Consider the following 21,203-nt stretch of genomic DNA (forward strand, 5'->3'; position numbering starts at 1 on the left):
GGCCACGGTGATCGCGCGGCGGGTGTAGCACCGCCGCATTGCGGTATTGCCGGCCGCTGGCCGGCAACCTCCGCGCACCCGGGAATCCCGTGATGATGCCGGCCAGCGGCCGGCACTACCGGCTGCCGGTCCCGATGTCATCGATATCCCGGTGCAGGATCCGCCTCACCTCCAGCACCGCCTGCGGGGTCTCCTGCACGCTGTGGCCGGAAATGATCACCTTCTCGGACAATGCACCCGGCAGGTGCGCGCTCCAGTACGGCACCAGCCCGTCATCGGACTTCTCCACCGGCAACTCCGGCTTGCGCTGGGCGATGATCGAGTGGTACTTCAGGGCCGCTTCGATCGGCAGCTGTGCGGCGGCCTTCACGAACGGATCGCTGGCCTTGAGGTTGTCGATGCTGTTCGGAATCTTCGGCTTGGCGGTGCCATCGACCTGCTGCTCGGCCTGCGCCAGTGCCATGAACACGTCCTCGAATTTGCCGAGGATGGTCAGCGGCAGGCGTACCAGGCGACCGATCAGGCGCCCGACCTTGTTGCCTGCGATATCGGTGCCCTGGTGCGGGGCAGCGATGAAGATCGCACGCTCCACGTTCGGCTGTGCCTTGAAATGCAGCAGCGGCCCCAGCTTGTTCTGCACCCGTTTCAGGCGCTCGCCCTTCAGATCGTAGTTGGCCAGCAGGTCGTTCCACAGTACATCGCCGGAATCGCTCACCAGCAGCCGGGCCAGTACGCCGCCCATGCTGTGGCCGATGTAGACCATGTCCTTCGATGCACGCGTGCTGCCGTTGGGGTCGAAATGCTTCAGCGTGTCGTTGAACGCATTGGCGATCTCGTAGCGGTTCAGCGCGATCGGTGCATTGGTCGGGTAGTAGACCTGCCACACCTGGAACTGCTGGCGCAGCTCGGGATCGCCCATGATCTCGTTGGCCAGGTTCACCCAGGCTTCCGGGCTGCTGGCCAGGCCGTGCAGCATGAAGATGATGCGGCGGTTGGGGTCCCACGGCTGCATCAGGTAGATGTGCGGCTCGCCGATGCCCTCGCTCATGCCGAACAGGGTGCGCAGGGACTGCCGGGCGAAGCCACTCTGTGCCAGCCACAGGCCGTAGGCGGCGGTGAAGTTGCCGGCCAGAGGCACCTGTTCGCCGTGCAGGGTGATGCGCTCGGTGGCTTCGGGCGAATAGGCATCCAGTTCGACCCGGCGCGTGCGCATCACGTCTTCCAGGCTGCTGCCTTCGAAACGCAGCAGTGCGGTGACGTTGATCGAGGACATCTCACTGAACTCGGGCACCGAATCGTCATGGCGATGACGGCGGCCGCGACGCTCGTCGTCCTCGTCGTCCTGCGCGGTTTCTGCCTTTGGACCGTCCGGCGCGATCACTGGCGCGACCAGTTTCGGCGGGTCCATCACCATCACCAGCTCGGCACCGAAGCCATCGCGGCGATAGGTGCTGCGCAGACCGACGAAGCTGACCGTTCCCGCCGGCACCAGCTGCGCCGGAATGCTCTTCAGGCCCAGCTGCTGGTAGTTGGAGGCCAGCGACCAGCTACCGACCGTGAGCGGCTTCGTGTAGTCCTCACCGGCCAGCGCAGCGGCACGTGCGCGCACGAACAGCACCACCGCCGCCTTTTCCGCCGCGTAGTTGTAGTAGTCGCGCACCTGCGTCTGCCGGTCCTCGAAGGCCCGGTCGGACGGTGAGCGGCCGCTGTAGAACAGGTAGGCATAGGCATAGCGTGCGGCCTCCAGCCACGCATCCAGCGCCGCATCGCTCATCGGCGGATCGCCTGCGGCGGTCTTCTTCGGCGTCATCGCCAATGCAGCCTTCACCCACAGCTCGGACAGCGCCGACAGCCGCTGCTCGACATTGAGGTCGTCGGTCATCAGCAACGTGCTGCGGCAGACCAGGAAGTCCTTCTCGCACTGCGATTCGTCCAGGCCCGCTGCGCTGAGCGTTTCACGCGCGGCGGGGCTGAGCTTGCCGGTGTTGAGCACATCGGCGCGCTTGTTGACCAGTGAATCACTGGATTTGACCTGCTTGACGGTGACCATCGCGCAGCCGCTGCTGCCCAGCAGCAGGAAGGCGGCGAACAACACCGGCAGCAGGCGCTGCCAGCGGGTCAGAAAGAGTTGGGTCATTACTGCGGGTCCTGCTCGGTGCCGGGCACGCCCTGGCGGATCACGGTGGAGAAATGCGCGCCATCACCCAGGTCCAATGCGCGCTGGGTGATGCGGCCCTTGTCATGCAGCTCGGCGTACGGCACGCCCGGCGTGAGCGCCCCCACCTCCTGCGCGTACTCGGCCAGATAGCCGGACAGCAGCAGGCGGTAGTCCAACGGCAGGCGCGGTGCGATGTGGCGGGCCAGGTCGAAGACGATGGTCGTGCAGTTGCTGGTCAACGTGTTGTAGAAGCCCGGCTTGGCATCCAGTTCACGCGCCTGTTCGATGTACGCGGCGAACAGTTCCTTCAGCTGCGCGCGGTCCATGCCGTGCAGGCGGTACAGGTAGACATCCTCGCCCCGCGCGTTGGTGCGGGTGCGGATGATGTCGGTCTCCTCCGAAGCCACCAGGGTCATCTCGAACTTGCGGAAGAAGCCGCCCAGCGCGGAGAACGACTCACCGCGCTCCTTGCGGATCTCCAGCGAGAACACCACGTGGCGACCGTCCTCGAAACCAAACGAGATCAGCGTGTGGGCGATCGCCGGGCCCATCCAGTACGACAGCACCAGGTCGGCCGAGCGCAGCTGGTCCAGGTCGTACTCGCGGCGCACCCAGTGTGCGTCGTAGTCGGTTTCGGTGCGCCAGCGGAAGTCGCGCACGTTGTCCAGCACCACGTGGCGCCCGTCGAAGGACACCACGTGCAGGCGCTGGGCCACGTCATCGGCCCACATGCGGTCCTGACGCGGGGTCAGCAGCAGCCACCACAGGCCGGCCAGCGCCAGCGCCGCACCGAAGGCCGTGGCCAGGCGGCGCGAGGCACGCCCGCGCGCGACCTGCCATGCCGCCCCCAGCGCAACCAGCAGCCACAGCACGGCCACGCCGTTGGCCAGCCAGCCCGGCCCCGGCAACTGATAGGTCAACAGCCCGGTCACCCACAGCGCCAGCAGCGCCATGGCACTTCCTGTCATCCATCGTCCTGCGGCTTTCACTGGCATCCTGTCGCGGTCTTGAAGCCGCATAGTTAGCCACAAGCGGGTTCACCGTGGCATCTACGGCCCGTTCAGGCAAGCCGGCGCACCGTCGGCGGCGGCCCGTGCGGCCAGGTTCACTTTACAGGAGCAACGATGGGCATCACTTCCGTGGCCGGCGTTCCGGTCCAACCCCGGCACCGAGCCACTTGCCACTGCGGCACGGTCGAACTGCTGCTGGACCTGCCGGACGGTATTGTCGAACCCCGCCGCTGCGACTGCTCGATGTGCCGCCGCCGCGGCGCCATTGCCGCCAGCGTCACCCGCCAGGGCCTGCAGGTTGTGCGCGGGCAGAACCACCTGCAGCGGTACCAGTTCAACACCCATGTGGCCGAGCACTATTTCTGTGGCGTGTGCGGCATCTACACCCATCACCGGCGCCGCTCCAACCCGGAACAGTACGGCTACAACGTGGCCTGCCTGGAGGGCATCGACCCGTTCGCGCTGGGTGTGATCCCGGTCAACGACGGGGTCAACCATCCCGCCGACCGCACCGGTTAGTGGCGCGTGCGTCGTGGCGGTGCGGCAACCTTCTGCCAGGGGGCCATGCCGCTGCGGCCGGCCCGCACCGGGCGCTTCAGCCAGGGCCGGCGGGGCGTCGCCTGCGGTTCGGTGGCGACCGGGGGAGGAACAGGTCTGCGGCCGGGCCAAAGATGATCGAGCAGCCACATGGCAGGTCTCCGTGGGGGACGGGGACGACCTACGCTAGCGACACCTGGGCAAAGAACGGGTGAGGGCGCTGCGGCAGCCAGATGACAGCCGCCCCCCTCAGTCCTGCGGACGTGACCGGCCCAGGCGGCGCACCAGCACGAAGAACAACGGCACCAGCACCACTGCCAGCACCGTGCCGGAGACCATGCCGCCGATCACGCTCATGCCGATTTCACGGCGGCTGACTGCGCCCGCGCCGGTGGCCAACGCCAACGGGATCACACCAGCCACGAAGGCCAACGATGTCATCACGATCGGGCGCAGGCGCAGGCGTGCGCCCTGCAGGGCCGCTTCCACCGCTGAAGTGCCGGCACGATAGCGGGCCTCGGCAAACTCCACGATCAGGATCGCGTTCTTGGCCGACAGGCCGATGGTGGTCAGCAGACCCACCTGGAAGTAGATGTCATTGACGAACCCAGCCGCGGTGGTCGCCAGCACGGTACCAATCACGCCCAATGGGATCACCAGCACCACTGCCACCGGCACCGTCCAGCTCTCATAGAGCGCTGCCAGGCACAGGAAGATGAAGGCAATGGAGGCGGTGTACAGCCACAACGTCTGGTTGCTGGCCAGTTGTTCCTGGTAGGACAGGCCACTCCACTGCAGGTCGAACCCGGGTTGATCGGCCACCAGCGCCTGCATGCGCTGCATCGCCTCGCCCGAGCTGCGGCCTTCGGCGGCGCTGCCCTGGATCTGCATCGCCGGCAGGCCGTTGAAGCGCTGCTGCAGTTGCGGCCCACGCGCCCAGTGGCTGCTGGCGAAACTGGCGAACGACGCCATCTGGCCGTTGCCACCGCGCACATACCACTGGCCGATGTCGTCGGGCACGCTGCGGTAGGGCTGGTCGCCCTGCATGTAGACCCGCTTGACCCGGCCACGGTCGAGGAAGTCGTTGATGTAGCTGCCGCCCCACGCCGCCGACAACGTTGAATTGATGTCGGCCTGGGCCAGGCCCAGTGCGCTGGCCTGGGCGTGGTCGATGTCCAGCCGCAGCTCGGCCTTGTCGCCCAGGCCGTTCAGGCGCACCGAGGTGAGCCCATCGTCTTCGCCGGCCGCACGCACCACCTGTTCCTGCGCCGCCTGCAGGGCCACGCGCCCGGCCGCGCTGGTGTCCTGCAGCCACAGTTCGAAGCCGCTGGACTGGCCCAGTCCACGCACCGCCGGCGGTGCCAGTACATTGACCTTGGCATCCGGCAAGCTGCGGAAGTAGGCATTGGCGCGTGTGATGATCGCTGCAGCGGTGTTGTCGCCCGTGCGCTCATCCCAGGGTTTCAGTGCAAGGAAGCCCTGCCCGGCGTTCTGGCCGGTGCCGGCATTGTTGCGGCCGACCACCACGAACACCACATCCAGGTTCTGCTTTTCGTGCTCCATGAAGTAGCGGCTGATCTGCTCGCCCAGCGCTTCGGTACGCGCCATCGGCGTGCCTTCCGGCGTGGAGAACTGGAAGGTCACCTGGCCCTGGTCCTCCACCGGCAGGAAGCCGGTGGGCATGCGCGCGTACAGCGCGACCATGGCGATCACCAGCAGCAGGTAGAACGCCATCCAGCGCCGCGGCCGGGAGACGACGCCACCGAGCTTTCCCTGATAAGCCAACTGGCTGCGCTCGACACCCCGGTTGAACGCCTGGAAGAAGCGGCCCTGTGGCTTCTGCGCCGAAGACGGCTTGAGCAGGGTCGCGCACAGCGCCGGGGTCAGCGTCAGCGCCACCAGCGCCGACAATGCCATGGCAGATGCAATCGTGATCGAGAACTGCCGGTAAATGATGCCGGTGGAACCACCGAACAGCGCCATCGGCAGGAACACTGCGCCCAGCACCACGGTAATGCCGATCAGCGCACCGGTGATCTCGCCCATCGATTTTTCGGTCGCTTCGTGCGGTGGCAGATGCTCGTCGTGGATGATGCGCTCCACGTTTTCCACCACCACGATCGCATCGTCGACCAGCAGGCCGATCGCCAGCACCATCGCGAACAGGGTCAGTGTGTTGATGGTGAATCCGGCAACGGCCAGCACGCCGAACGTGCCCAGCAGCACCACAGGCACCGTGATCGCCGGAATCAGCGTGGCGCGCAGGTTCTGCAGGAACAGGAACATCACCACCACTACCAGCACGATGGCTTCGATGAGGGTATGGATGACCCCCTCGATCGAGACCCGTACGAACGGTGTGCTGTCACGCGGGTAGGCCACCTGCAGCCCCGGCGGGAAGGTCGGTCGCAGCCGTTCGATCTCCGCGCGCACCGCGTCGGCGGTGGCCAATGCGTTGGCACCCGACGCCAGGGTCACCGAGAAGCCGGCCGCCGGATAGCCGTTGAGATAGCTGCTGGTCTGATAGTTCTCCGCGCCGATCTCGACCCGTGCGACGTCGCCCAGCAACACCGCCGCGCCATTGGGCAGCGTGCGCAGGATGATTGCGCGGAACTGTTCAGGGGTCTGCAGGCGCGACTGCGCGGTGACCGTGGCGTTGAGGCTCTGCGTCGGGCTGGAGGGCATCGCGCCGAGTTCGCCGGCGGTCACCTGGGTATTCTGCGCCTGGATCGCGGCGCGCACGTCCGACGGCATCAGGTCATAGGCGCGCAGCTTGTGCGGGTCCAGCCACACGCGCATCGCGTAGGCCGAGCCGAACACGTTGATCTCGCCGACACCGGGAATGCGGCTGATCGGATCCTGCACATTGCTGACAAGGAAATCGGAGACGTCCACGCGCTCCATGCGCCGGCTGGTGTCGTACAGCGAGACCACCATCAGCGAATCGCCCTGCGATTTGGCCACCGTCACGCCCTGCTGCTGCACTTCCTGCGGCAGCCGGTTGATGGCCTGGTTGACGCTGTTCTGCACCTGCACCTGAGCGATATCCGGGTTGGCGCTCTGGTCGAAGGTGACCGTGATGCGCGCCTGGCCCGACGACGAACTGGTGGACGAGAAATACAGCAGGTGGTCGATGCCCTTGATCTGCTGCTCGATCACCTGGGTGACGCTGTCCTCCACCGTCTGCGCCGAGGCGCCGGTGTAGTTGGCGGTGATGTTGACCTGCGGCGGTGCGATGTCCGGGTACTGCTCGACCGGCAGCTGGGTCACCGCGATGGTGCCGAAGGCCATGATGCAGATCGCCAGGACCCAGGCGAATACCGGGCGATGGATGAAGAAGCGCGGCAGCATCTGCTCAGTCCTTCCCGGCCGGTGCCGGCGCAGGCTTCACCCGTACCGTCATGCCATCGGCCAGGCCCTGCGCGCCGGCCACCACCACCTGCTCGCCGGCGGCCAGGCCATCGAGCACCAGCCACTGATCGCCCACCGCACGCGCGGTGCGGAACAGGCGCAGCCGCGCCTTGCCGTCCTTGTCCACCAGCCACGCCTGCGCTTCGCCCTTGGGGCTGCGATCGACCGCGGCCTGTGGCACCAGCAGCGCCTGCTGGCGGGTCCCCTGCCCCACCAATGCGCGCACATACATGCCCGGCAGCAGCTGCCCATCCGGGTTGGGGAAACGCGCACGCAGGGTGATGCTGCCGGTTTCCTGCTGGACGTCGACGTCGGCGAATTCCAGCGTGCCGGGCAGCGGGTAGTCGGTGCCATCGGACAGGCGCAGCCGCACCGGCGCAGTATCGGCCTGCACGCCTCCATCGGCGATGGCGCGACGCAGTGCCAGGTACTCATTGCTGGACTGGGTGATGTCCACGTTCATCGGGTCCATCTGCTGCACCCGTGCCAGTGGATCGGCCTGGCCGGAGGTGACCAGCGCCCCCGGCGTGAACAGCGCCCGGCCGATGCGGCCTGCGATCGGCGAGGTCACCGTGGCAAACCCCAGCCGTGTGCTGGCCGTGTCACGTGCGGCCAGTGCGGCCTGGGCCGCGGCGGCAGCCTGCTGGTCGCTGGCGATCGCATCGTCCACGTCCTGGCGCGCGGCCAGCTGGTCCTTGCCCAGCGCCTGCATGCGCTGCGCCCGCAGGCGCGCGGTCACCGCAGCGGCCTCGGCGGTCTTCAGGTTGGCCTGCGCCTCGTTCAGCGCCGCCTGGTACAGCGCGGGCTCGATCTGGAACAGTGGCTGCCCGGCCTTCACCCACTGGCCCTGCTCGAACAACCGCTTCACCAGCACGCCATCCACCTGCGGACGCACGTCCGATTCCTGCGAGGCAACGCTGCGCCCAGGCAGTTCCTGCTGCAGTGCCAGCGGCTGGCTGCGCAGGGTCAGCACCGTCACCTCAGGCGTCGTCGCGCGAGGCTTGGGCGCGTCCTTGCCGCAGGCGCTGAGCAGGCCGGCCAGGGCGAGCGCCAGCAGCGGCAGGCCCGCGGTTCGCGGCAGCCGCCAGGCACGGTACGGACGGGAAGGGTTCGGAAGGATCATCGGCTGCAGGTTCCACGCGTGGGGGAGCGTTCGGCGCCGAATATAGAAGACGTGGCGGCACGATCCTGCCAAATGGCGCATGAAACATTTTTCATTTGCAGTCGCTGCCCACGATTGCGAGGATGCCCCTGTCCCACTCTGCACACTGGCCCATGCCGCGCGTACTCACCATCGAGGACGATCTTGTCACCGCCGAGGAGATCGCCACCGAACTGCGCAGCCACGGCTTCGACGTGGACCTGGCCAGCGACGGTAGCAACGGCCTGGCGCTGGCACGTGCAGGCGACTACGCGGTGATCACCCTGGACCGCATGCTGCCCGGCATCGACGGGCTGGCCCTGGTCACCACGTTGCGCCGTGAAGGCATCACCACGCCGGTACTGATGATCAGTGCGCTGTCGGACGTGGATGAACGCGTGCGTGGCCTGCGCGCCGGTGGCGACGACTACCTGACCAAGCCCTTCGCCTCCGATGAGATGGCCGCACGCGTGGAAGTGCTGATCCGGCGCCAGGGCCCGACCGGCGCCATCGACAACGTGCTGCGCGCCGGTGACCTGGAACTGGACCTGATGACCCGTTCGGCGCGACGCGGCGGGCATGAAATCGCGCTGCTGCCGACCGAGTTCAAGCTGCTCGAATTCCTGGTCCGCAACGCCGGCCAGGTGGTCACCCGCAGCATGCTGTTCCAGGAAGTCTGGGGCTATCACTTCGATCCGGGTACCAACCTGATCGACGTGCATATCGGCCGCGTGCGCAAACGCATCGAACAACCCGGCCGACCGCAGCCGATCATAACCGTACGTGGAACCGGCTATGTCTTCGACGCGCAACCCTGACCACTGGCGCTCTTCCAGCAGCAGACTGCTGGGCCTGTATTGCATCCTGTTCGTGGCGTGGTCGAGCCTGCTGCTGGGCGTGATGTACTGGCGCATCTCGGATTACCTCAGTGACCTGACCGAATCGGGCCTGCAGCAGCGCGCCCACCTGTTCATGAGCTTCGACGGGCCGGCGCTGGATGAAGCGCTGCGTGACAGCCAGCGCTTCGATCTGCACCAGGTCTATACCTATGGGTTGTTCGACAAGGCGGGCATGCCGATGGCGGGCCCGTTGACGGCAATCCCCGCGGGACTGCCGCTGGATGGCAACTCGCATGCGGTGGACGGTTGGACGCTGGCCGATGGCCGCCACGACAACGGTGGCAGTGCGCTGGGCGTAGTAACCCGCGATGGCCGCACGCTGGTATTCGTGCGCCAGAATGGCAAGCTCATGGCGGTCAACAGCATCATCCTCGATGCACTGCTGTGGGGCGTGTCGCTGACCGTCATCCCCGGGCTGGTGGGTTGGCATATCCTGCGCCGGCGCCCGTTGAAGCGGATCCAGCAGATCGAAGCGGCCACCAATCGCATCATCGCCGGCGACCTCGGCCAGCGCCTGCCGGTCTCCAGCCGTCGCGACGAGATCGATCGGCTGTCGAGCATCGTCAATGCCATGCTGGAACGCATCGAACAGCTGATGACCGAGGTCAAAGGCGTGTGCGACAGCATCGCCCACGACCTGCGCACCCCGCTGACCCGCCTGCGCGCGCATCTGTACCGCATGCGCGTGGGCCTGGACGAACGGGACCCGCATGCCGATCCACTGGACAAGGCGCTGGCCGAGACTGACATGCTGATGGCGCGCTTCGCCGCGCTGCTGCGGGTGTCGGAACTGGAGAGCCACCAGCGACGTTCGGCCTTCGACGCGGTCGACGTCACCGAGCTGTTGCAGGAACTGCACCAGTTCTACCTGCCGCTGGCCGAAGAGAAGCAGCAGTTGCTGGAGCTGCAGGTGGACCCGAAGGTGGGCCCGCTGCGTGGAGACCGCGAGTTGCTGTTCGAAGCGCTGGCCAATCTGCTGTCCAACGCTCTGCAGTTCACCCCTGCGCACGGCCGCATCCTGCTGCGTGCGGTCGATGATCACGGCGCCCCGAGGATCGATGTGATCGACAACGGGCCGGGCATTCCGCCACAGGACCGCACGCTGATCTACCAGCGCTTCTTCCGTGGCAGCAGCAGCGCCGGCCAAGGGCCTGGATTCGGCCTGGGCCTGTCGATCGTGGCCGCCATTGCCGGCCTGCACGGCTTCCGTGTCCGCGCCGGGAGCGCCCCCGGTGGCGGCGCCTGGATGAGCATCCGCGGCGCGACGGACGGCCTGCCCTGAGGCCGGGCCTGGGCGCCTCAATCGCATTTGGGAATCATTTGTATTTAAGGGCGGGCATCCGGATAATCCGCCGTCACCGCCCTTCCCGGATCACTCCCGATGCCCGCTCTGCCGTCGCGTCCGCTGCTGTACACGCTCGCCCTGCCCACTCTGCTGGCCTCGGCCATCGCCCAGGCCCAGGACAACCCGGCGGCGCGCACCCTGGACAAGGTAACGGTGGTGGCCGAGCGGGCCAGCACCGCGACCAAGACCGACACTGCCCTGACCGAGACGCCGCAGGCGATCAGCGTGGTCACCCAGCAGCTGTTCACCGATCGCGGCGCGCACAACCTGCAGGAAGTGCTGCGCTACAGCGCCGGCGTCACCGCCGATGCCTGGGGCCTGGATACCCGCAACGATGCCACCTCGGTGCGCGGGCTGGACCCGGTGCAGTACCAGGATGGCCTGCGCCGCAGCTACGGTTTCAGTCCCCTCGCCCGCCCGGAGATCTACGGCCTGGAACGGGTGGAAGTGCTGCGCGGCCCGTCCTCGGTACTGTACGGTGCCGGCGCCACCGGCGGCATCATCAATGCGATGAGCAAGCGCCCGACCTTCGGCGCCCTCAACGGCGAGATCGGCGTGCAGATCGGCAGCTTCGACCGCAGGCAGCTGCAGGGTGACATCGGCGGCGCCTTGAACGATGCCGGCACACTCGCCGGCCGCTTCGTCGGCCTGGTGCGCGAATCGAACATGCAGACCGATGTTTTGAAGGACGACCGCGTCTACCTGGCGCCATCGATCAGCTGGCGTGGCGAACGCAGCAGCTTGACCCTGCTGGCCAGCTATCAGCATGACAAGACCGGCTCCAGCCAGCAGTTCCTGCCGCTGGCCGCGACCCTGCTGGCCCCGCCCGGACGCCGCCTCGACCCGTCCACCTTCATCGGCGATCCCGGCTTCGACCGCATCGACTCGCGTGTGTACAGCCTGACCGCGCTGTTCGACCACAGCTTCAATGATGTGCTCAGCCTGCGCTCGGCGGTGCGCTACATCGATGGCAGGACCACCCTGCAGCAGATGTACGTGGACAGCTACAGCAATCCGGCAGATCCCTTCATCGACGCCGAGCGGCGCGTGGTCAACCGCACGGCCTATGGCACCCGCCCCGACGTGCAGATCTTCAGCGCCGACAATGCGCTGCAGTTCGACTTCGCCACCGGTGTCTTCCAGCACCTGCTGCTGGCCGGCGTGGACTACAGCCAATACAAGGAGCAGCTGCAGCGGCTGGACGCCACCGGCACACCGATCGACATCTACACCCCGGTATCGGTCGCACCGATAGTACGTGGCTGGGATCGTCAGCCGGACCAGACCTCCACCCAGCTGGGTGTCTATGTGCAGGACCAGATCCGCTGGGCCGACCGTGTCTCGCTGGTACTGGGCGCGCGCCGCGACCATGCACGCTCGAAGACCGAAGGCCAGCCCAGCCAGACCGACCACGCCACCACCTACCGCGCCGGGCTGATCGGCGAAGTGGGTGCGGGCGTTTCGCCCTACCTGAGCTACAGCGAATCGTTCCTGCCGGTATCCGGCCAGGATCTGTTCGGCAGCGCCTTCAAGCCGATGCGCGGCCGCCAGTCCGAGGCCGGCATCAAGTGGCAACCCGCGCGCAACCTGCTGCTGACGCTGGCGGCGTACCGCATCACCGAAACCAACCGACAGACCAACGATCCGGACAACGTGCTGAACGTGGTGCAGACCGGGCAGATCCGCTCCAAGGGCGTGGAGCTGGAAGGCCAGTTCCAGTTCGCCAACGACCTGACGGTCACCGCTGCCGTTGCGCGCAACGAGGCTGAGGTCAGCCGCAGCAACTTCGCATTGGAAGTGGGCCAGCGCCTCAACGACACCCCGCAGGACCTGGCCTCGGCCTGGGTGTCGAAGGGCTTCCAGCTGGATGCCGCCGCACGCCTGCGCCTGGGCCTCGGCGTGCGCCACGTCGGCAATACCGTGTCGCTGGGCAATGGCGGGCGCATCATCACGCCCAGCTACACACTGGCCGATGCATTGCTGGAAGTGCAGGTGACCGACTGGACGATGGCATTGAACATCACCAACCTCACCGGCAAGCGCTACTACGCGCCGTGCCGCACCTTTGGCGACTGCTTCGCCGGCTACCCCCGCGTGGTGACCGGCACCATCAGCTACCGGTTCTGATCACAGTCAACGCTGGCCGCCGCAGCAGCAGGTGCAACAGCACAGCGCATGCGGCGGTCAGCAGCGCCAGCACACGCAGCAGTATCGCCAGCGCCTCGGCACTGGCCTGCTGCAGCTGTGCGCCGCTCATCGCCGGAAGCAGTGCCTGTGCCTGTGCCTGCGCACCCGTTGCCAGATAAGCACCGGCGCGCGCCAGCGATGCAGGCGATGCTCCCTGCAATTGGTGGCCGATCAGCAGCGCAAGCAAGGCCGTGACTGCGGCCAATGCGATGCCTTCACCGGCCACCCGCACGGTTCCGAAGATGCCGGCGGCCATGCCCGCACGCTGCACCGGCACCACGCTGACCGACAGCCCATCCATCAAGCCCCACGGCAAGGCCGTTCCTGCGCCGATCAGCATCAGCAACGGCACCCACTGCGAGGGCGACGGATGCGATGCGTGGCGCGACAACAGGTACAGACCAGAGGCACAGACCAGCAGGCCCAGCGCGCACAGCCGCGCACTTCCAACGCGCTCGGCCCAGCGCGCGGCCAGCATCGGTAGCACCAGCATCGGCGCGGACAGGGCCAGCATCTGCAGGCCCACCAGGGTCGCGCTCTGTGCGTGCACGCCCAGCAGCTGCAGGGGAAGTACCACCAGCAGCACCACGTAGCCGAAGCAGGTTGCGACCGGCAGCAGCTGGATACCGAGGAACGCCGGTTGCGAGAACAAGGAGAGGTCCAGCAACGGTGAGCGGTGCAGCCGTTCGATGCAGACGAACACCCCACCCAGCAGCAGCGTCGCCAACAGCGCCAGTTGCACGCGCATGGCATGCAGGCCGAATTCACCCAGCCACAGCAGGGCCAGGGTCAACGCCGCCAGCATCAGGCTGAAGCCCAGCATGCCGCCGACATCCAGCCGCCCGCGTTCGCCATGGCTTTCGGGCAACACGCGCGCGCCCACTGCGAAGGCCACCAGCGTCAGTACACCGCCCGCGGCGAACACACTGCGCCATCCCAATGCCTGCAACAGCAGACCCGCGAGCAGCGGCCCCAGCGCCAGCCCCGCACCGAACGTGGTGCCCAGCAGGGCGAACACACGGGCACGCACGGGGCCCTGCCAGGCATGCGCTAGCGCAGCGGTGCCGGACGCCAGCGCCGCTGCAGCGGCAACGCCCTGCAACCCACGCGCCAGATCCAGCCACAGCAGCGTAGGGGCCAGGCAAACGACAGCCGTGGCGATGCTGAAGCCCGCCGTACCCAGCAGGAACAATCGCCGCCGACCATAACGATCGGCCAGGCCACCGGCAGCCAGCAACAGGCTGCCGAAGGTGAGCATGAAGGCGTTGGTGACCCACGCCAGCGCAGTCGGCGACGACGCTGCGGAACGGGCCAGCGCCGGCACCGCGACGGCACCGGCTGAGAAGGACAACGGCAGCGCCAGCGCAGCCAGGCAGACGGCAAGCAGCGCCCAGCGCTGCTGCGTGTGGGAAGGTACGGGGAGCATCGAAACCGGGGCCATGCGGGCCTCCATCCATCAGGGACATTGATGATGGACAGGCCGCTATGCCCGAAAAACAGGCTCGATGGACGTTGATTGCAGCCCAACGTTCCGCAATCATGCCCCGCATGGATTCCATCTCTGCCCTGCTTGCCTTCGTCCGTACCGCCGAGGCGGGCAGCATCGTCGGCGCCGCCCGCGTGCTCGGCCTGTCCGCCTCGGCGGTCGGCAAGCGTATCGCCCGCCTTGAGCACGAACTCGGCACCCGCCTGTTCCATCGCACCACCCGCCGCGTGCACCTCACCGACGAAGGCGAACTGCTGCTGCAGCGCTGCCGCCGCGCACTGGACGAGCTTTCCGAAGCACAGGCGGACCTGGCGCAGCGACAGCACGCCCCGAGTGGACTGCTGCGCATCGGCCTGCCCACCATCGGCTACCGCTTCCTGTTGCCGGTACTGCCCGGCTTCCAGCAGCGCTACCCGCAGGTGCAGCTGGAACTGGACTTCAACGATCGCATCGTCGACGTGGTCAGCGAAGGCCTCGACGCGGTGATACGCAGCGGTGAACTGGCCGATTCCAGCCTGACCGCACGGCGGTTGGGCGGCTTCCGTTTCATCCTCTGTGCGGCACCGGGCTATCTGCAGGCGCATGGCACGCCCGGTGATGTGAGCGAGCTGCGCATGCATACCGCGCTGCGCTTTCGTTACCCCACCACCGGAAAGCTGCACCCGTGGCAGCTGCCGGGCATCGAAGGCGATGCTGGAGCGCGCCTTCCGACGGCGATGACCTGCAACAACATGGAGGCCGTGCTGGCCGCCGCGATCGGTTGCATGGGCCTGGCCTGGATGCCTGACTTCCTCGCAGCCGACGCGCTGGCCGATGGCCGCCTTCAACAGGTGCTGCCCGCGTTGCCCACGCACCAGGGGCAGTTCTCGTTGCTATGGCCCGGTGGGCGCCATCCCAGTGCACGCCTGCGGGTGTTCATCGACTATGCCATTGCCAACCTGTTCCGCGGCGACGAGGCGTAGCAGCTCCACAGAATCAGTTGGTGCCCGCCATCTGCAGGAAATTGCGCAGCACTGGCGACGGCTGTTCCGACCGCATGCAGAACGGCAGGTCGAAACGCGCTGCTTCGTCCTCCAGCACGCGATAGACGATCTCCTGCGGGCGGAAGCTGGCCATGCTGGCCGGGACTATCGCCACGCCGGCATCCACCGCCACCAGCGACAGGACCGCATGCATGCCCTGCGCTTCCTGCACGACGCGCGGGGTGAATCCCGCGGCAGTGCACAGGCCCAGCACCTGCGCATGGAAGCCGATGCCCTCACCCGCCGGCCACGACACGAACGACTCGTCAGCCAGCATCGCCACACTGATCTCCGGCGCGTCGGCCAGCGCATGAGCGCGCGGCAGCGCAATCGCCAGGCGGTCGTGGTCGAAGTCGTGCAGCAGCAGTTCGGCGGCGGGAATCGGTGGAATCAGCACGCCGACGTCGATGCGCTGCTCACGCAGCCACAACTGCTGCTGGCGTGATGTGGCTTCCTGCAGGTGCAGCTTCACCTGCGGGTACTGCTGACGGAAGCGGCGGATCAAACCTGGTAGCCGGCCATACAGCGCACTGCCGACATAGCCTACGCGCAGGCTGCCGGACTGCCCGGCAGCGGCTTCACGGGTGCGCTGCAGTGCCTGCTCGGCCTGCTGCAGTGTTGCCCGCGCCTCCACCAGCAGCGTCTGCCCGGCCACGGTCAGGCCCAGCGTGCGGTTGCCGCGCACGATCAGTTCACTTCCGAGTTCGTCTTCCAGCCGTCGTATTGCCGCCGTCAGCGGCGGCTGTGACATGTGCAGGCGGGCGGCGGCGCGGTGGAAATGCAGTTCTTCGGCCACGGCCACATACTGGCGAAGCAGGCGCAGGTCGATCATCTCGAAGCAGGCAGTGGGAACCCGCCTAGGGTACGCCCTCAGCCGCGCACGTCGACGCTGGCGCGGGCGATGGCCGGCCACTGCAGCGCCACCGACTCGATGCTGTCGGCACTGACCGCGCGCAGATCCCTTGGGTACGCCACATGCTCGGCCTCCTGCAGGCGCAGTGCGTGGAACTGGCCATTGCTTGCGCGCAGCACCCAGCCGCCGTCCTGGCAGCGCGTGGATGCCAGATAGGCCACACCTTGCGCAACAGCTTCCGGATGCAGCTCATCGGGCTCACCCTCGATGCCCCACATGCGCGTCTTTGCCACCGGCGAAACCGCATTGACCACGATGCCATGCTCGGCGCCCTCCAGCGCCAGCACATTGACCAGGCCCAGCGCCGCCAGCTTGCCCATCGCGTAAGCGGACAGCCCGCGCTGTGCGTACTGCGGATACAGCGCGCGATCGGACGTGGTGATGACGATGCGCCCACCGCCCTCCGCGCGCATCGCCGGCCATGCCGTCTGCGCCAACCACAAGGGCGTCTTCGCGGCCAGGCACAGCATCTGCTCCAGCGCATCGTCCTCGATCGCTTCCAGTGGCTGGTACCCGACCCAGCCCGCGTTGTGGATCAGGAAGTCGATGCGGCCATGCCGGTGCAGCAGCTCCTGTACCAGCGCATGGCAACCTGCGCGATGGTCAATCGGACTGTTCGCGGCCTGCACCGGCAAACCCTGCCGCTGCAGCGCTTCGACGCTGCGCAGGATGCGCTGCGGATCGGCGCCGCGGCCATCGGTACCGGCGCCGACGTCATGCATCAGCACCTGCGCACCGCGCTCGGCCAGCAGGCGACTGTAGGCCAGGCCCAACCCACCCGCTGCACCGGTCACCAGGCCCACCTGGCCCTCAAAGGAAATACGAGAAATTGGCTGCATCGGCACAGCTTCGGCCAAGCGCACCGCACTCGGCCAATACCGTTGACCACCGCGCACGATACGCCCGCGCTATCACCAGAAAAAGGGGACGGAGGGGATTAAGTCGCTTCCGGCACATAAGGGGCAGTGGCGACTTAATCCCCTCCGTCCCCTTTTTCGCTCAGCGGCTGAAGCGGCGGGCGCCTGCCACGCAGATCACCGCGACCACGGTCACCAGCACCATGCTGAGGCTGACCGATTCGTGCAGCAGCAGCGCAGCCAGAGCCAGGCCAAAGAACGGTTGCAGCAGCTGCAGTTGGCCGACGGCGGCGATACCGCCCTGAGCCAGACCGCGATACCAGAACAGGAAGCCGATCAGCATGCTGAACACCGCCACGTAGCCCAGCGCCCACCACGCCGACGCACCGACCGCGGTGAACGAGGCCGGGCGCATCAGCACTGTCAGCGGCAGCATCACCGGCAATGCCAGCAGCAGCGCCCAGCTGATCACCTGCCAGCCACCGAGATGGCGGGCGAGCCGACCTCCCTCGGCATAGCCCAGCCCGCACACCACGATCGCCGCCAGCATCAGCAGGTCAGCCTGCAGCGAGGCCTCGATGCCGTTGCGCACCGCATAGCCGACCACGCAGGCACTGCCCAGCAACGAAAACAGCCAGAAGGCCGGGCGCGGTCGATCGCCACCGCGCAGCACGCCGAACACCGCAGTGCTCAGTGGCAACAGGCCGAGGAACACGATGGTGTGTGCCGACGACGCATGCCGCAGCGCGAGCGCGGTCAACAGCGGAAAGCCGACCACCACCCCCAGGCTGACCACCGCCAGCCCCGGCAGGTCATTGCGCCGCGGCCTCGGCTGGCGCAGCAGAAGGAGCAGGCCAAGGCCGAGCACGCCGGCAATGGTCGCGCGTGCAGCAGTGACGAATCCGGCGTCCAGCTGCAGCACCGCCAAGCGGGTGGCCGGCAGGGAGCCAGCAAAGATCACTACACCGATGAAGCCATTGATCCAACCACTCGCCGACCGTTCCACACCTGTACTCCTGACGGTGCCGGACGATGCCCGGCTGGACCTGTATGGGAGCATCCAGCGCGGAACGACCCCAGCTACAATCCAGTACAGTCGCAGATAACTGTACTGCCCACACTTCCACTACGGTTCCGCCATGCCGCGTCCGCTCACCCGCATCGAATCGGTCATCCAGACCGTCCGCACCCGCATCGGTGCGCGGGTGGATGGCCCCGGCTCGCGCCTGCCTTCGGTACGTGCGCAGGCGGCGGCGATGGGGGTGTCGGTCTCGACCGTGGTCGAGGCCTACGAGCGCCTGGCGGCCGAAGGTCTGATCAGTGCTCGCGCAGGATCCGGCTTCTACGTCAGTGGGCCGGCCACACCGCTGGCGCTGGCTGAAATGGGGCCGCGGCTGGACCGAGCGGTGGATCCGCTGTGGGTGTCGCGGCAATCGCTTGAAACGCCGGCGGGCCACCTCAAGCCGGGCTGCGGCTGGATGCCCAGTGATTGGCTGTATCACGATGGCGTGCGCCGCGGCCTGCGTCGGCTGGCGCGTGCCGATGCATCACAGCTGGTCGACTACGCCGGCCCGCTCGGGCTGCCCGCATTACGCCAGCTGCTCCAACGGCGCAGCGCGGCGCTGGGCATCGATGCACCGATGGAGCAGATCCTGCTGACCGAATCCGGTACGCACGCGGTCGATCTGCTCTGCCGCTTCCTGCTCAAGCCTGGCGACTGCGTGCTGGTGGATGACCCGAGCTATTTCAACTACCACGCACTGCTGAAGGCACACCAGGTGCAGGCCATCGGCGTGCCGTACACGCACAGCGGCCCGGATCTGGAGGCGTTCGCGCAGGCGCTGCAGGCGCATTCGCCGCGGCTGTACATCACCAACTCCGGTCTGCACAACCCGACCGGCGCGGTGCTTTCCGCGAGCACCGCACACCGCCTGCTGGGCCTGGCCGAACGCAGCGAACTGATCATCGTCGAGGACGACATCTTCGCCGACTTCGAACTGCAGCCTGCACCGCGGCTGGCCGCGCTCGATGGGCTGTCGCGGGTGATCCACGTCGGCAGTTTCTCCAAGACGCTGTCGGCGGCTTCGCGCTGCGGCTACATCGCTGCGCGCCACGACTGGATCGAAGCATTGACCGACCTGAAGCTGGCGACCAGCTTCGGCGGCGGCCATCTGGCGATGCAGTTGATGCACATCGCGCTGACCGACAGCGGCTATCGCCGCCACATGCAATCGGTGCGTTCGCGCCTGGCCGATGCACGCCGGCACACGCTGCGGAAATTGCACACGCTGGACATCACTCCGTGGCTGCAACCGGAAGCCGGCCTGTTCCTGTGGTGCCGCCTGCCCGATGGCCGCGATGCCGCCGCACTGGCGCGGCAATGCCTGCGCGAGGGCATCGTGCTGGCGCCGGGCAACGCGTTCAGCCAATCGCAGCGCGCGGCTGACTATGTACGTTTCAACGTTTCGCAGTGCCAGGACCCGAGAATCTGGCAGGTACTGGCGCGCGCGCTGCGTTGAGCTGGTAATGCGCGACCAGCGCATCCACCACCACGCGCACGCCCGGCAACTGGCCGCGACGATGCGAAAGCAGCACGCTGGTGGTCACTTCGCCGGCATGCCACGCTGGCAGCACCTGCTGCAGGCGGCCGGCGGCAAGTGCCGCAGCGCACAGGCTGTGTGGCAACACGGTGATGCCAAGACCCGCTTCGGCCGCCGCGATCAGCAGCTGCGATTCATTGCCGACCAGCGCCACCTGCGGCTCCACCTGCACGGTGCGGGCGTCGGGGCCGTGCAGCGTCCAGCGCGTTGAATGGCGCGCGGTCAGCACGCCGGCATGCATACGTAGCTGCTCGGGCGTATCCACTGCCGGCGCGGCTGCCAGATAGCCAGGGGACGCCACCAGCACGATGCGCTCGCTACCCAGCGAGCGCTGCACCAACCCGGAATCCGGCAGCGGACCGAAGTGACTGCGCAGGGCGATGTCGATGCCCTCCTGAGCCAGATCGATGAAACGATCACTTGCTTCAACTTCGATGCGCAGCCGTGGATAGCGGCGGGCCAGTGCAGGCAGGCACGCGGTGAGCTCGCCCTGCACCACCGGAATCGAAGCGCTGATGCGTACGGTGCCGCTGGGTTCGGCCTGGCGGTCGCGGACGATGGCCTCGGCGGCCTCCACTTCAGACAGGGCTGTGCGTGCGCGTTCGAAGAACGCCTGGCCGACCTCGGTCAACGCGAAGCGGCGCGAACTGCGTTGCAGCAGCCGCACCTGGAGTTGTTCTTCCAGCAGCGCCACGCGCTTGCTCAAAGTCGAGCGCGGCAGGCCCAGATGGCGCCCGCCTGCGGCGAAACCGCCCTGCTCCACCGCAGTCACGAACAGGGCCAGATCGTTGAGGTTGAGCATGCGCAACGTCCACATATGTGGACTTCAGGATGCCATTCGGACGGCTTCCGGGGCAATGTCCACGCTGGCACGCTTTCCTCACCCGCCGCATCGCGGCTCGAACCGGAAACCTGCCATGACCCCGATCCTATTCTACGGCGTGCCCTCGGGCTGCTCGTTCGGCTCCATCATCGCGCTGGAGTGGCTGCGCCAGCCGTATCACCTGTGCCGCATCGACATGCCCGGCCAGGTGCAGGGCGAGGACTACCGCCGCCTCAATCCACTGGGCGAAACCCCGACCCTGCGAACCGCACAGGGCGAGCTGCTCGGCGAGAGCCTGGCCATCCTCAACCACCTGGCCACGAAGGGCATCGCACAGGGCCTGGGCTTCGCACAGGGCACCTCCGGCTTCGATCGCCTCAACCATCGGCTGGCCTATCTCAACACCAGTTTCTTCGGTGCCTACGCGCCGCTTTGGCACGCACTGGAGCATGCGGAAGGCGATGAAGGCGAGGCGCTGCGTGCCTATGGCACGACCAAGGTGCGCCACGCCCACCAGGCGCTGGAGCAGATGATCGGCACGGGCCCGTGGCTGCTGGGCGCACAGCGCAGCTTTGCCGACGCCTATTTCGCAGGCATCGCGCGCTGGAACGACTATCACCAGGTGGTCGATCGTCGCGAGTTCCCAAGGGTGCAGCAGCTGTTCGAGCGCCTGCAGGACGACGCCGGCGTGCAGTTCGCCCACGCCATCGAAGCGCAGCAGCCGGCAACCAGCGCCGGTGGATTCCTCGGCGAGGTGCGGCTGGAAGACGTGCTTGAGGCCACAGCGGCCTGAGCCCTGTCCTGCCCGTGCGGC

General features: G+C 67.2%; 16 protein-coding genes. 7 read left to right on the plus strand and 9 right to left on the minus strand.

Annotation, left to right across the window (positions count from 1 at the left end):
* Positions 1–115: 115 nt before the first annotated feature.
* Both V3B46_RS06610 and V3B46_RS06615 read right to left on the minus strand, forming a co-directional pair.
* Positions 116–2,137, minus strand: coding sequence for an esterase/lipase family protein (locus tag V3B46_RS06610; protein ID WP_329891446.1), 2,022 nt, complete (start codon positions 2,135–2,137; stop codon positions 116–118).
* The gene (locus V3B46_RS06615; protein WP_262229111.1) at positions 2,137–3,111 is read right to left on the minus strand and encodes an Lnb N-terminal periplasmic domain-containing protein; all 975 of its coding nucleotides are present in this window, start codon (positions 3,109–3,111) and stop codon (positions 2,137–2,139) included. Before V3B46_RS06615 ends, V3B46_RS06610 begins: the two co-directional genes overlap by 1 nt.
* 171 nt (positions 3,112–3,282) lie before the next feature.
* Here V3B46_RS06615 and V3B46_RS06620 point away from each other — a divergent pair, with 171 nt between their 5' ends.
* Positions 3,283–3,687 carry a GFA family protein gene (locus V3B46_RS06620; protein ID WP_154262555.1) on the plus strand — a complete coding sequence of 135 codons (405 nt, stop codon included), beginning with the start codon at positions 3,283–3,285 and terminating at the stop codon, positions 3,685–3,687.
* Between the two features lie 267 nt (positions 3,688–3,954).
* Here V3B46_RS06620 and V3B46_RS06625 read toward each other — a convergent pair whose 3' ends face one another.
* Both V3B46_RS06625 and V3B46_RS06630 read right to left on the minus strand, forming a co-directional pair.
* The gene (locus V3B46_RS06625) at positions 3,955–7,056 is read right to left on the minus strand and encodes an efflux RND transporter permease subunit (RefSeq protein WP_329891447.1); all 3,102 of its coding nucleotides are present in this window, start codon (positions 7,054–7,056) and stop codon (positions 3,955–3,957) included.
* A gap of 4 nt (positions 7,057–7,060) precedes the next feature.
* Positions 7,061–8,239, minus strand: coding sequence for an efflux RND transporter periplasmic adaptor subunit (locus V3B46_RS06630; protein ID WP_154262553.1), 1,179 nt, complete (start codon positions 8,237–8,239; stop codon positions 7,061–7,063).
* 152 nt (positions 8,240–8,391) lie between these two features.
* On the opposite strand from V3B46_RS06630, the gene V3B46_RS06635 reads away from it, so the two are divergent.
* The 3 genes from V3B46_RS06635 (at position 8,392) to V3B46_RS06645 (ending at position 12,628) form a co-directional block, all read left to right on the plus strand.
* The gene (locus V3B46_RS06635; protein WP_329891448.1) at positions 8,392–9,075 is read left to right on the plus strand and encodes a response regulator transcription factor; all 684 of its coding nucleotides are present in this window, start codon (positions 8,392–8,394) and stop codon (positions 9,073–9,075) included.
* A complete protein-coding gene (locus V3B46_RS06640) occupies positions 9,053–10,438 on the plus strand; it encodes a sensor histidine kinase (RefSeq protein WP_329891449.1) in 1,386 nt (461 codons plus the stop codon). The genes V3B46_RS06635 and V3B46_RS06640 overlap by 23 nt, the downstream gene beginning before the upstream one ends.
* Positions 10,439–10,537: 99 nt before the next feature.
* Complete coding sequence (locus V3B46_RS06645) at positions 10,538–12,628, plus strand: TonB-dependent siderophore receptor (protein ID WP_329891450.1); 2,091 nt, start codon at positions 10,538–10,540, stop codon at positions 12,626–12,628.
* On the opposite strand, the gene V3B46_RS06650 is transcribed toward V3B46_RS06645, so the two are convergent.
* Positions 12,612–14,129 carry an MFS transporter gene (locus V3B46_RS06650; RefSeq protein WP_154352059.1) on the minus strand — a complete coding sequence of 506 codons (1,518 nt, stop codon included), beginning with the start codon at positions 14,127–14,129 and terminating at the stop codon, positions 12,612–12,614. The two genes, V3B46_RS06645 and V3B46_RS06650, sit on opposite strands and share 17 nt — an antisense overlap.
* Before the next feature lie 107 nt (positions 14,130–14,236).
* Here V3B46_RS06650 and V3B46_RS06655 point away from each other — a divergent pair, with 107 nt between their 5' ends.
* Positions 14,237–15,136 carry a LysR family transcriptional regulator gene (locus V3B46_RS06655; protein ID WP_329891451.1) on the plus strand — a complete coding sequence of 300 codons (900 nt, stop codon included), beginning with the start codon at positions 14,237–14,239 and terminating at the stop codon, positions 15,134–15,136.
* Positions 15,137–15,149: 13 nt separating this feature from the next.
* On the opposite strand, the gene V3B46_RS06660 is transcribed toward V3B46_RS06655, so the two are convergent.
* The 3 genes from V3B46_RS06660 to V3B46_RS06670 all read right to left on the minus strand — a co-directional run bounded on the left by V3B46_RS06660 (position 15,150) and on the right by V3B46_RS06670 (position 17,972).
* Complete coding sequence (locus V3B46_RS06660; protein WP_329891452.1) at positions 15,150–16,028, minus strand: LysR family transcriptional regulator; 879 nt, start codon at positions 16,026–16,028, stop codon at positions 15,150–15,152.
* Between the two features lie 38 nt (positions 16,029–16,066).
* Positions 16,067–16,948, minus strand: coding sequence for an SDR family oxidoreductase (locus V3B46_RS06665; RefSeq protein WP_329891453.1), 882 nt, complete (start codon positions 16,946–16,948; stop codon positions 16,067–16,069).
* 160 nt (positions 16,949–17,108) lie between these two features.
* A complete protein-coding gene (locus V3B46_RS06670; RefSeq protein ID WP_329891454.1) occupies positions 17,109–17,972 on the minus strand; it encodes a DMT family transporter in 864 nt (287 codons plus the stop codon).
* Positions 17,973–18,105: 133 nt separating this feature from the next.
* Between V3B46_RS06670 and V3B46_RS06675 the strand changes: the two genes are divergently transcribed.
* The gene (locus V3B46_RS06675) at positions 18,106–19,485 is read left to right on the plus strand and encodes an aminotransferase-like domain-containing protein (protein ID WP_329891455.1); all 1,380 of its coding nucleotides are present in this window, start codon (positions 18,106–18,108) and stop codon (positions 19,483–19,485) included.
* Here V3B46_RS06675 and V3B46_RS06680 read toward each other — a convergent pair.
* A complete protein-coding gene (locus V3B46_RS06680) occupies positions 19,424–20,383 on the minus strand; it encodes a LysR substrate-binding domain-containing protein (RefSeq protein ID WP_329891456.1) in 960 nt (319 codons plus the stop codon). The two genes, V3B46_RS06675 and V3B46_RS06680, sit on opposite strands and share 62 nt — an antisense overlap.
* Before the next feature lie 100 nt (positions 20,384–20,483).
* Here V3B46_RS06680 and V3B46_RS06685 point away from each other — a divergent pair, with 100 nt between their 5' ends.
* Positions 20,484–21,182: a glutathione S-transferase family protein gene (locus tag V3B46_RS06685; RefSeq protein ID WP_329891457.1), complete on the plus strand. Its 699-nt coding sequence runs from the start codon at positions 20,484–20,486 to the stop codon at positions 21,180–21,182.
* The last annotated feature ends 21 nt before the right edge of the window (positions 21,183–21,203 follow it).

The sequence above is a fragment of the Stenotrophomonas sp. SMYL11 genome (assembly GCF_036320005.1).
GTDB classification, from domain to species: Bacteria; Pseudomonadota; Gammaproteobacteria; order Xanthomonadales; family Xanthomonadaceae; genus Stenotrophomonas; species Stenotrophomonas maltophilia_A.

Excerpts from the sequence above, each read along its gene's own strand:
- V3B46_RS06620 (WP_154262555.1), top strand. The coding sequence starts at position 3,283 with ATGGGCATCACTTCCGTGGCCGGCGTTCCGGTCCAACCCCGGCACCGA.
- V3B46_RS06615 (WP_262229111.1), bottom strand. The coding sequence starts at position 3,111 with ATGGCGCTGCTGGCGCTGTGGGTGACCGGGCTGTTGACCTATCAGTTG.
- V3B46_RS06635 (WP_329891448.1), top strand. The coding sequence starts at position 8,392 with ATGCCGCGCGTACTCACCATCGAGGACGATCTTGTCACCGCCGAGGAG.
- V3B46_RS06625 (WP_329891447.1), bottom strand. The coding sequence starts at position 7,056 with ATGCTGCCGCGCTTCTTCATCCATCGCCCGGTATTCGCCTGGGTCCTG.
- V3B46_RS06650 (WP_154352059.1), bottom strand. The coding sequence starts at position 14,129 with ATGGCCCCGGTTTCGATGCTCCCCGTACCTTCCCACACGCAGCAGCGC.
- V3B46_RS06680 (WP_329891456.1), bottom strand. The coding sequence starts at position 20,383 with ATGTGGACGTTGCGCATGCTCAACCTCAACGATCTGGCCCTGTTCGTG.
- V3B46_RS06610 (WP_329891446.1), bottom strand. The coding sequence starts at position 2,137 with ATGACCCAACTCTTTCTGACCCGCTGGCAGCGCCTGCTGCCGGTGTTG.
- V3B46_RS06645 (WP_329891450.1), top strand. The coding sequence starts at position 10,538 with ATGCCCGCTCTGCCGTCGCGTCCGCTGCTGTACACGCTCGCCCTGCCC.
- V3B46_RS06630 (WP_154262553.1), bottom strand. The coding sequence starts at position 8,239 with ATGATCCTTCCGAACCCTTCCCGTCCGTACCGTGCCTGGCGGCTGCCG.
- V3B46_RS06685 (WP_329891457.1), top strand. The coding sequence starts at position 20,484 with ATGACCCCGATCCTATTCTACGGCGTGCCCTCGGGCTGCTCGTTCGGC.
- V3B46_RS06665 (WP_329891453.1), bottom strand. The coding sequence starts at position 16,948 with ATGCAGCCAATTTCTCGTATTTCCTTTGAGGGCCAGGTGGGCCTGGTG.
- V3B46_RS06660 (WP_329891452.1), bottom strand. The coding sequence starts at position 16,028 with ATGATCGACCTGCGCCTGCTTCGCCAGTATGTGGCCGTGGCCGAAGAA.
- V3B46_RS06655 (WP_329891451.1), top strand. The coding sequence starts at position 14,237 with ATGGATTCCATCTCTGCCCTGCTTGCCTTCGTCCGTACCGCCGAGGCG.
- V3B46_RS06640 (WP_329891449.1), top strand. The coding sequence starts at position 9,053 with ATGTCTTCGACGCGCAACCCTGACCACTGGCGCTCTTCCAGCAGCAGA.
- V3B46_RS06675 (WP_329891455.1), top strand. The coding sequence starts at position 18,106 with ATGCCGCGTCCGCTCACCCGCATCGAATCGGTCATCCAGACCGTCCGC.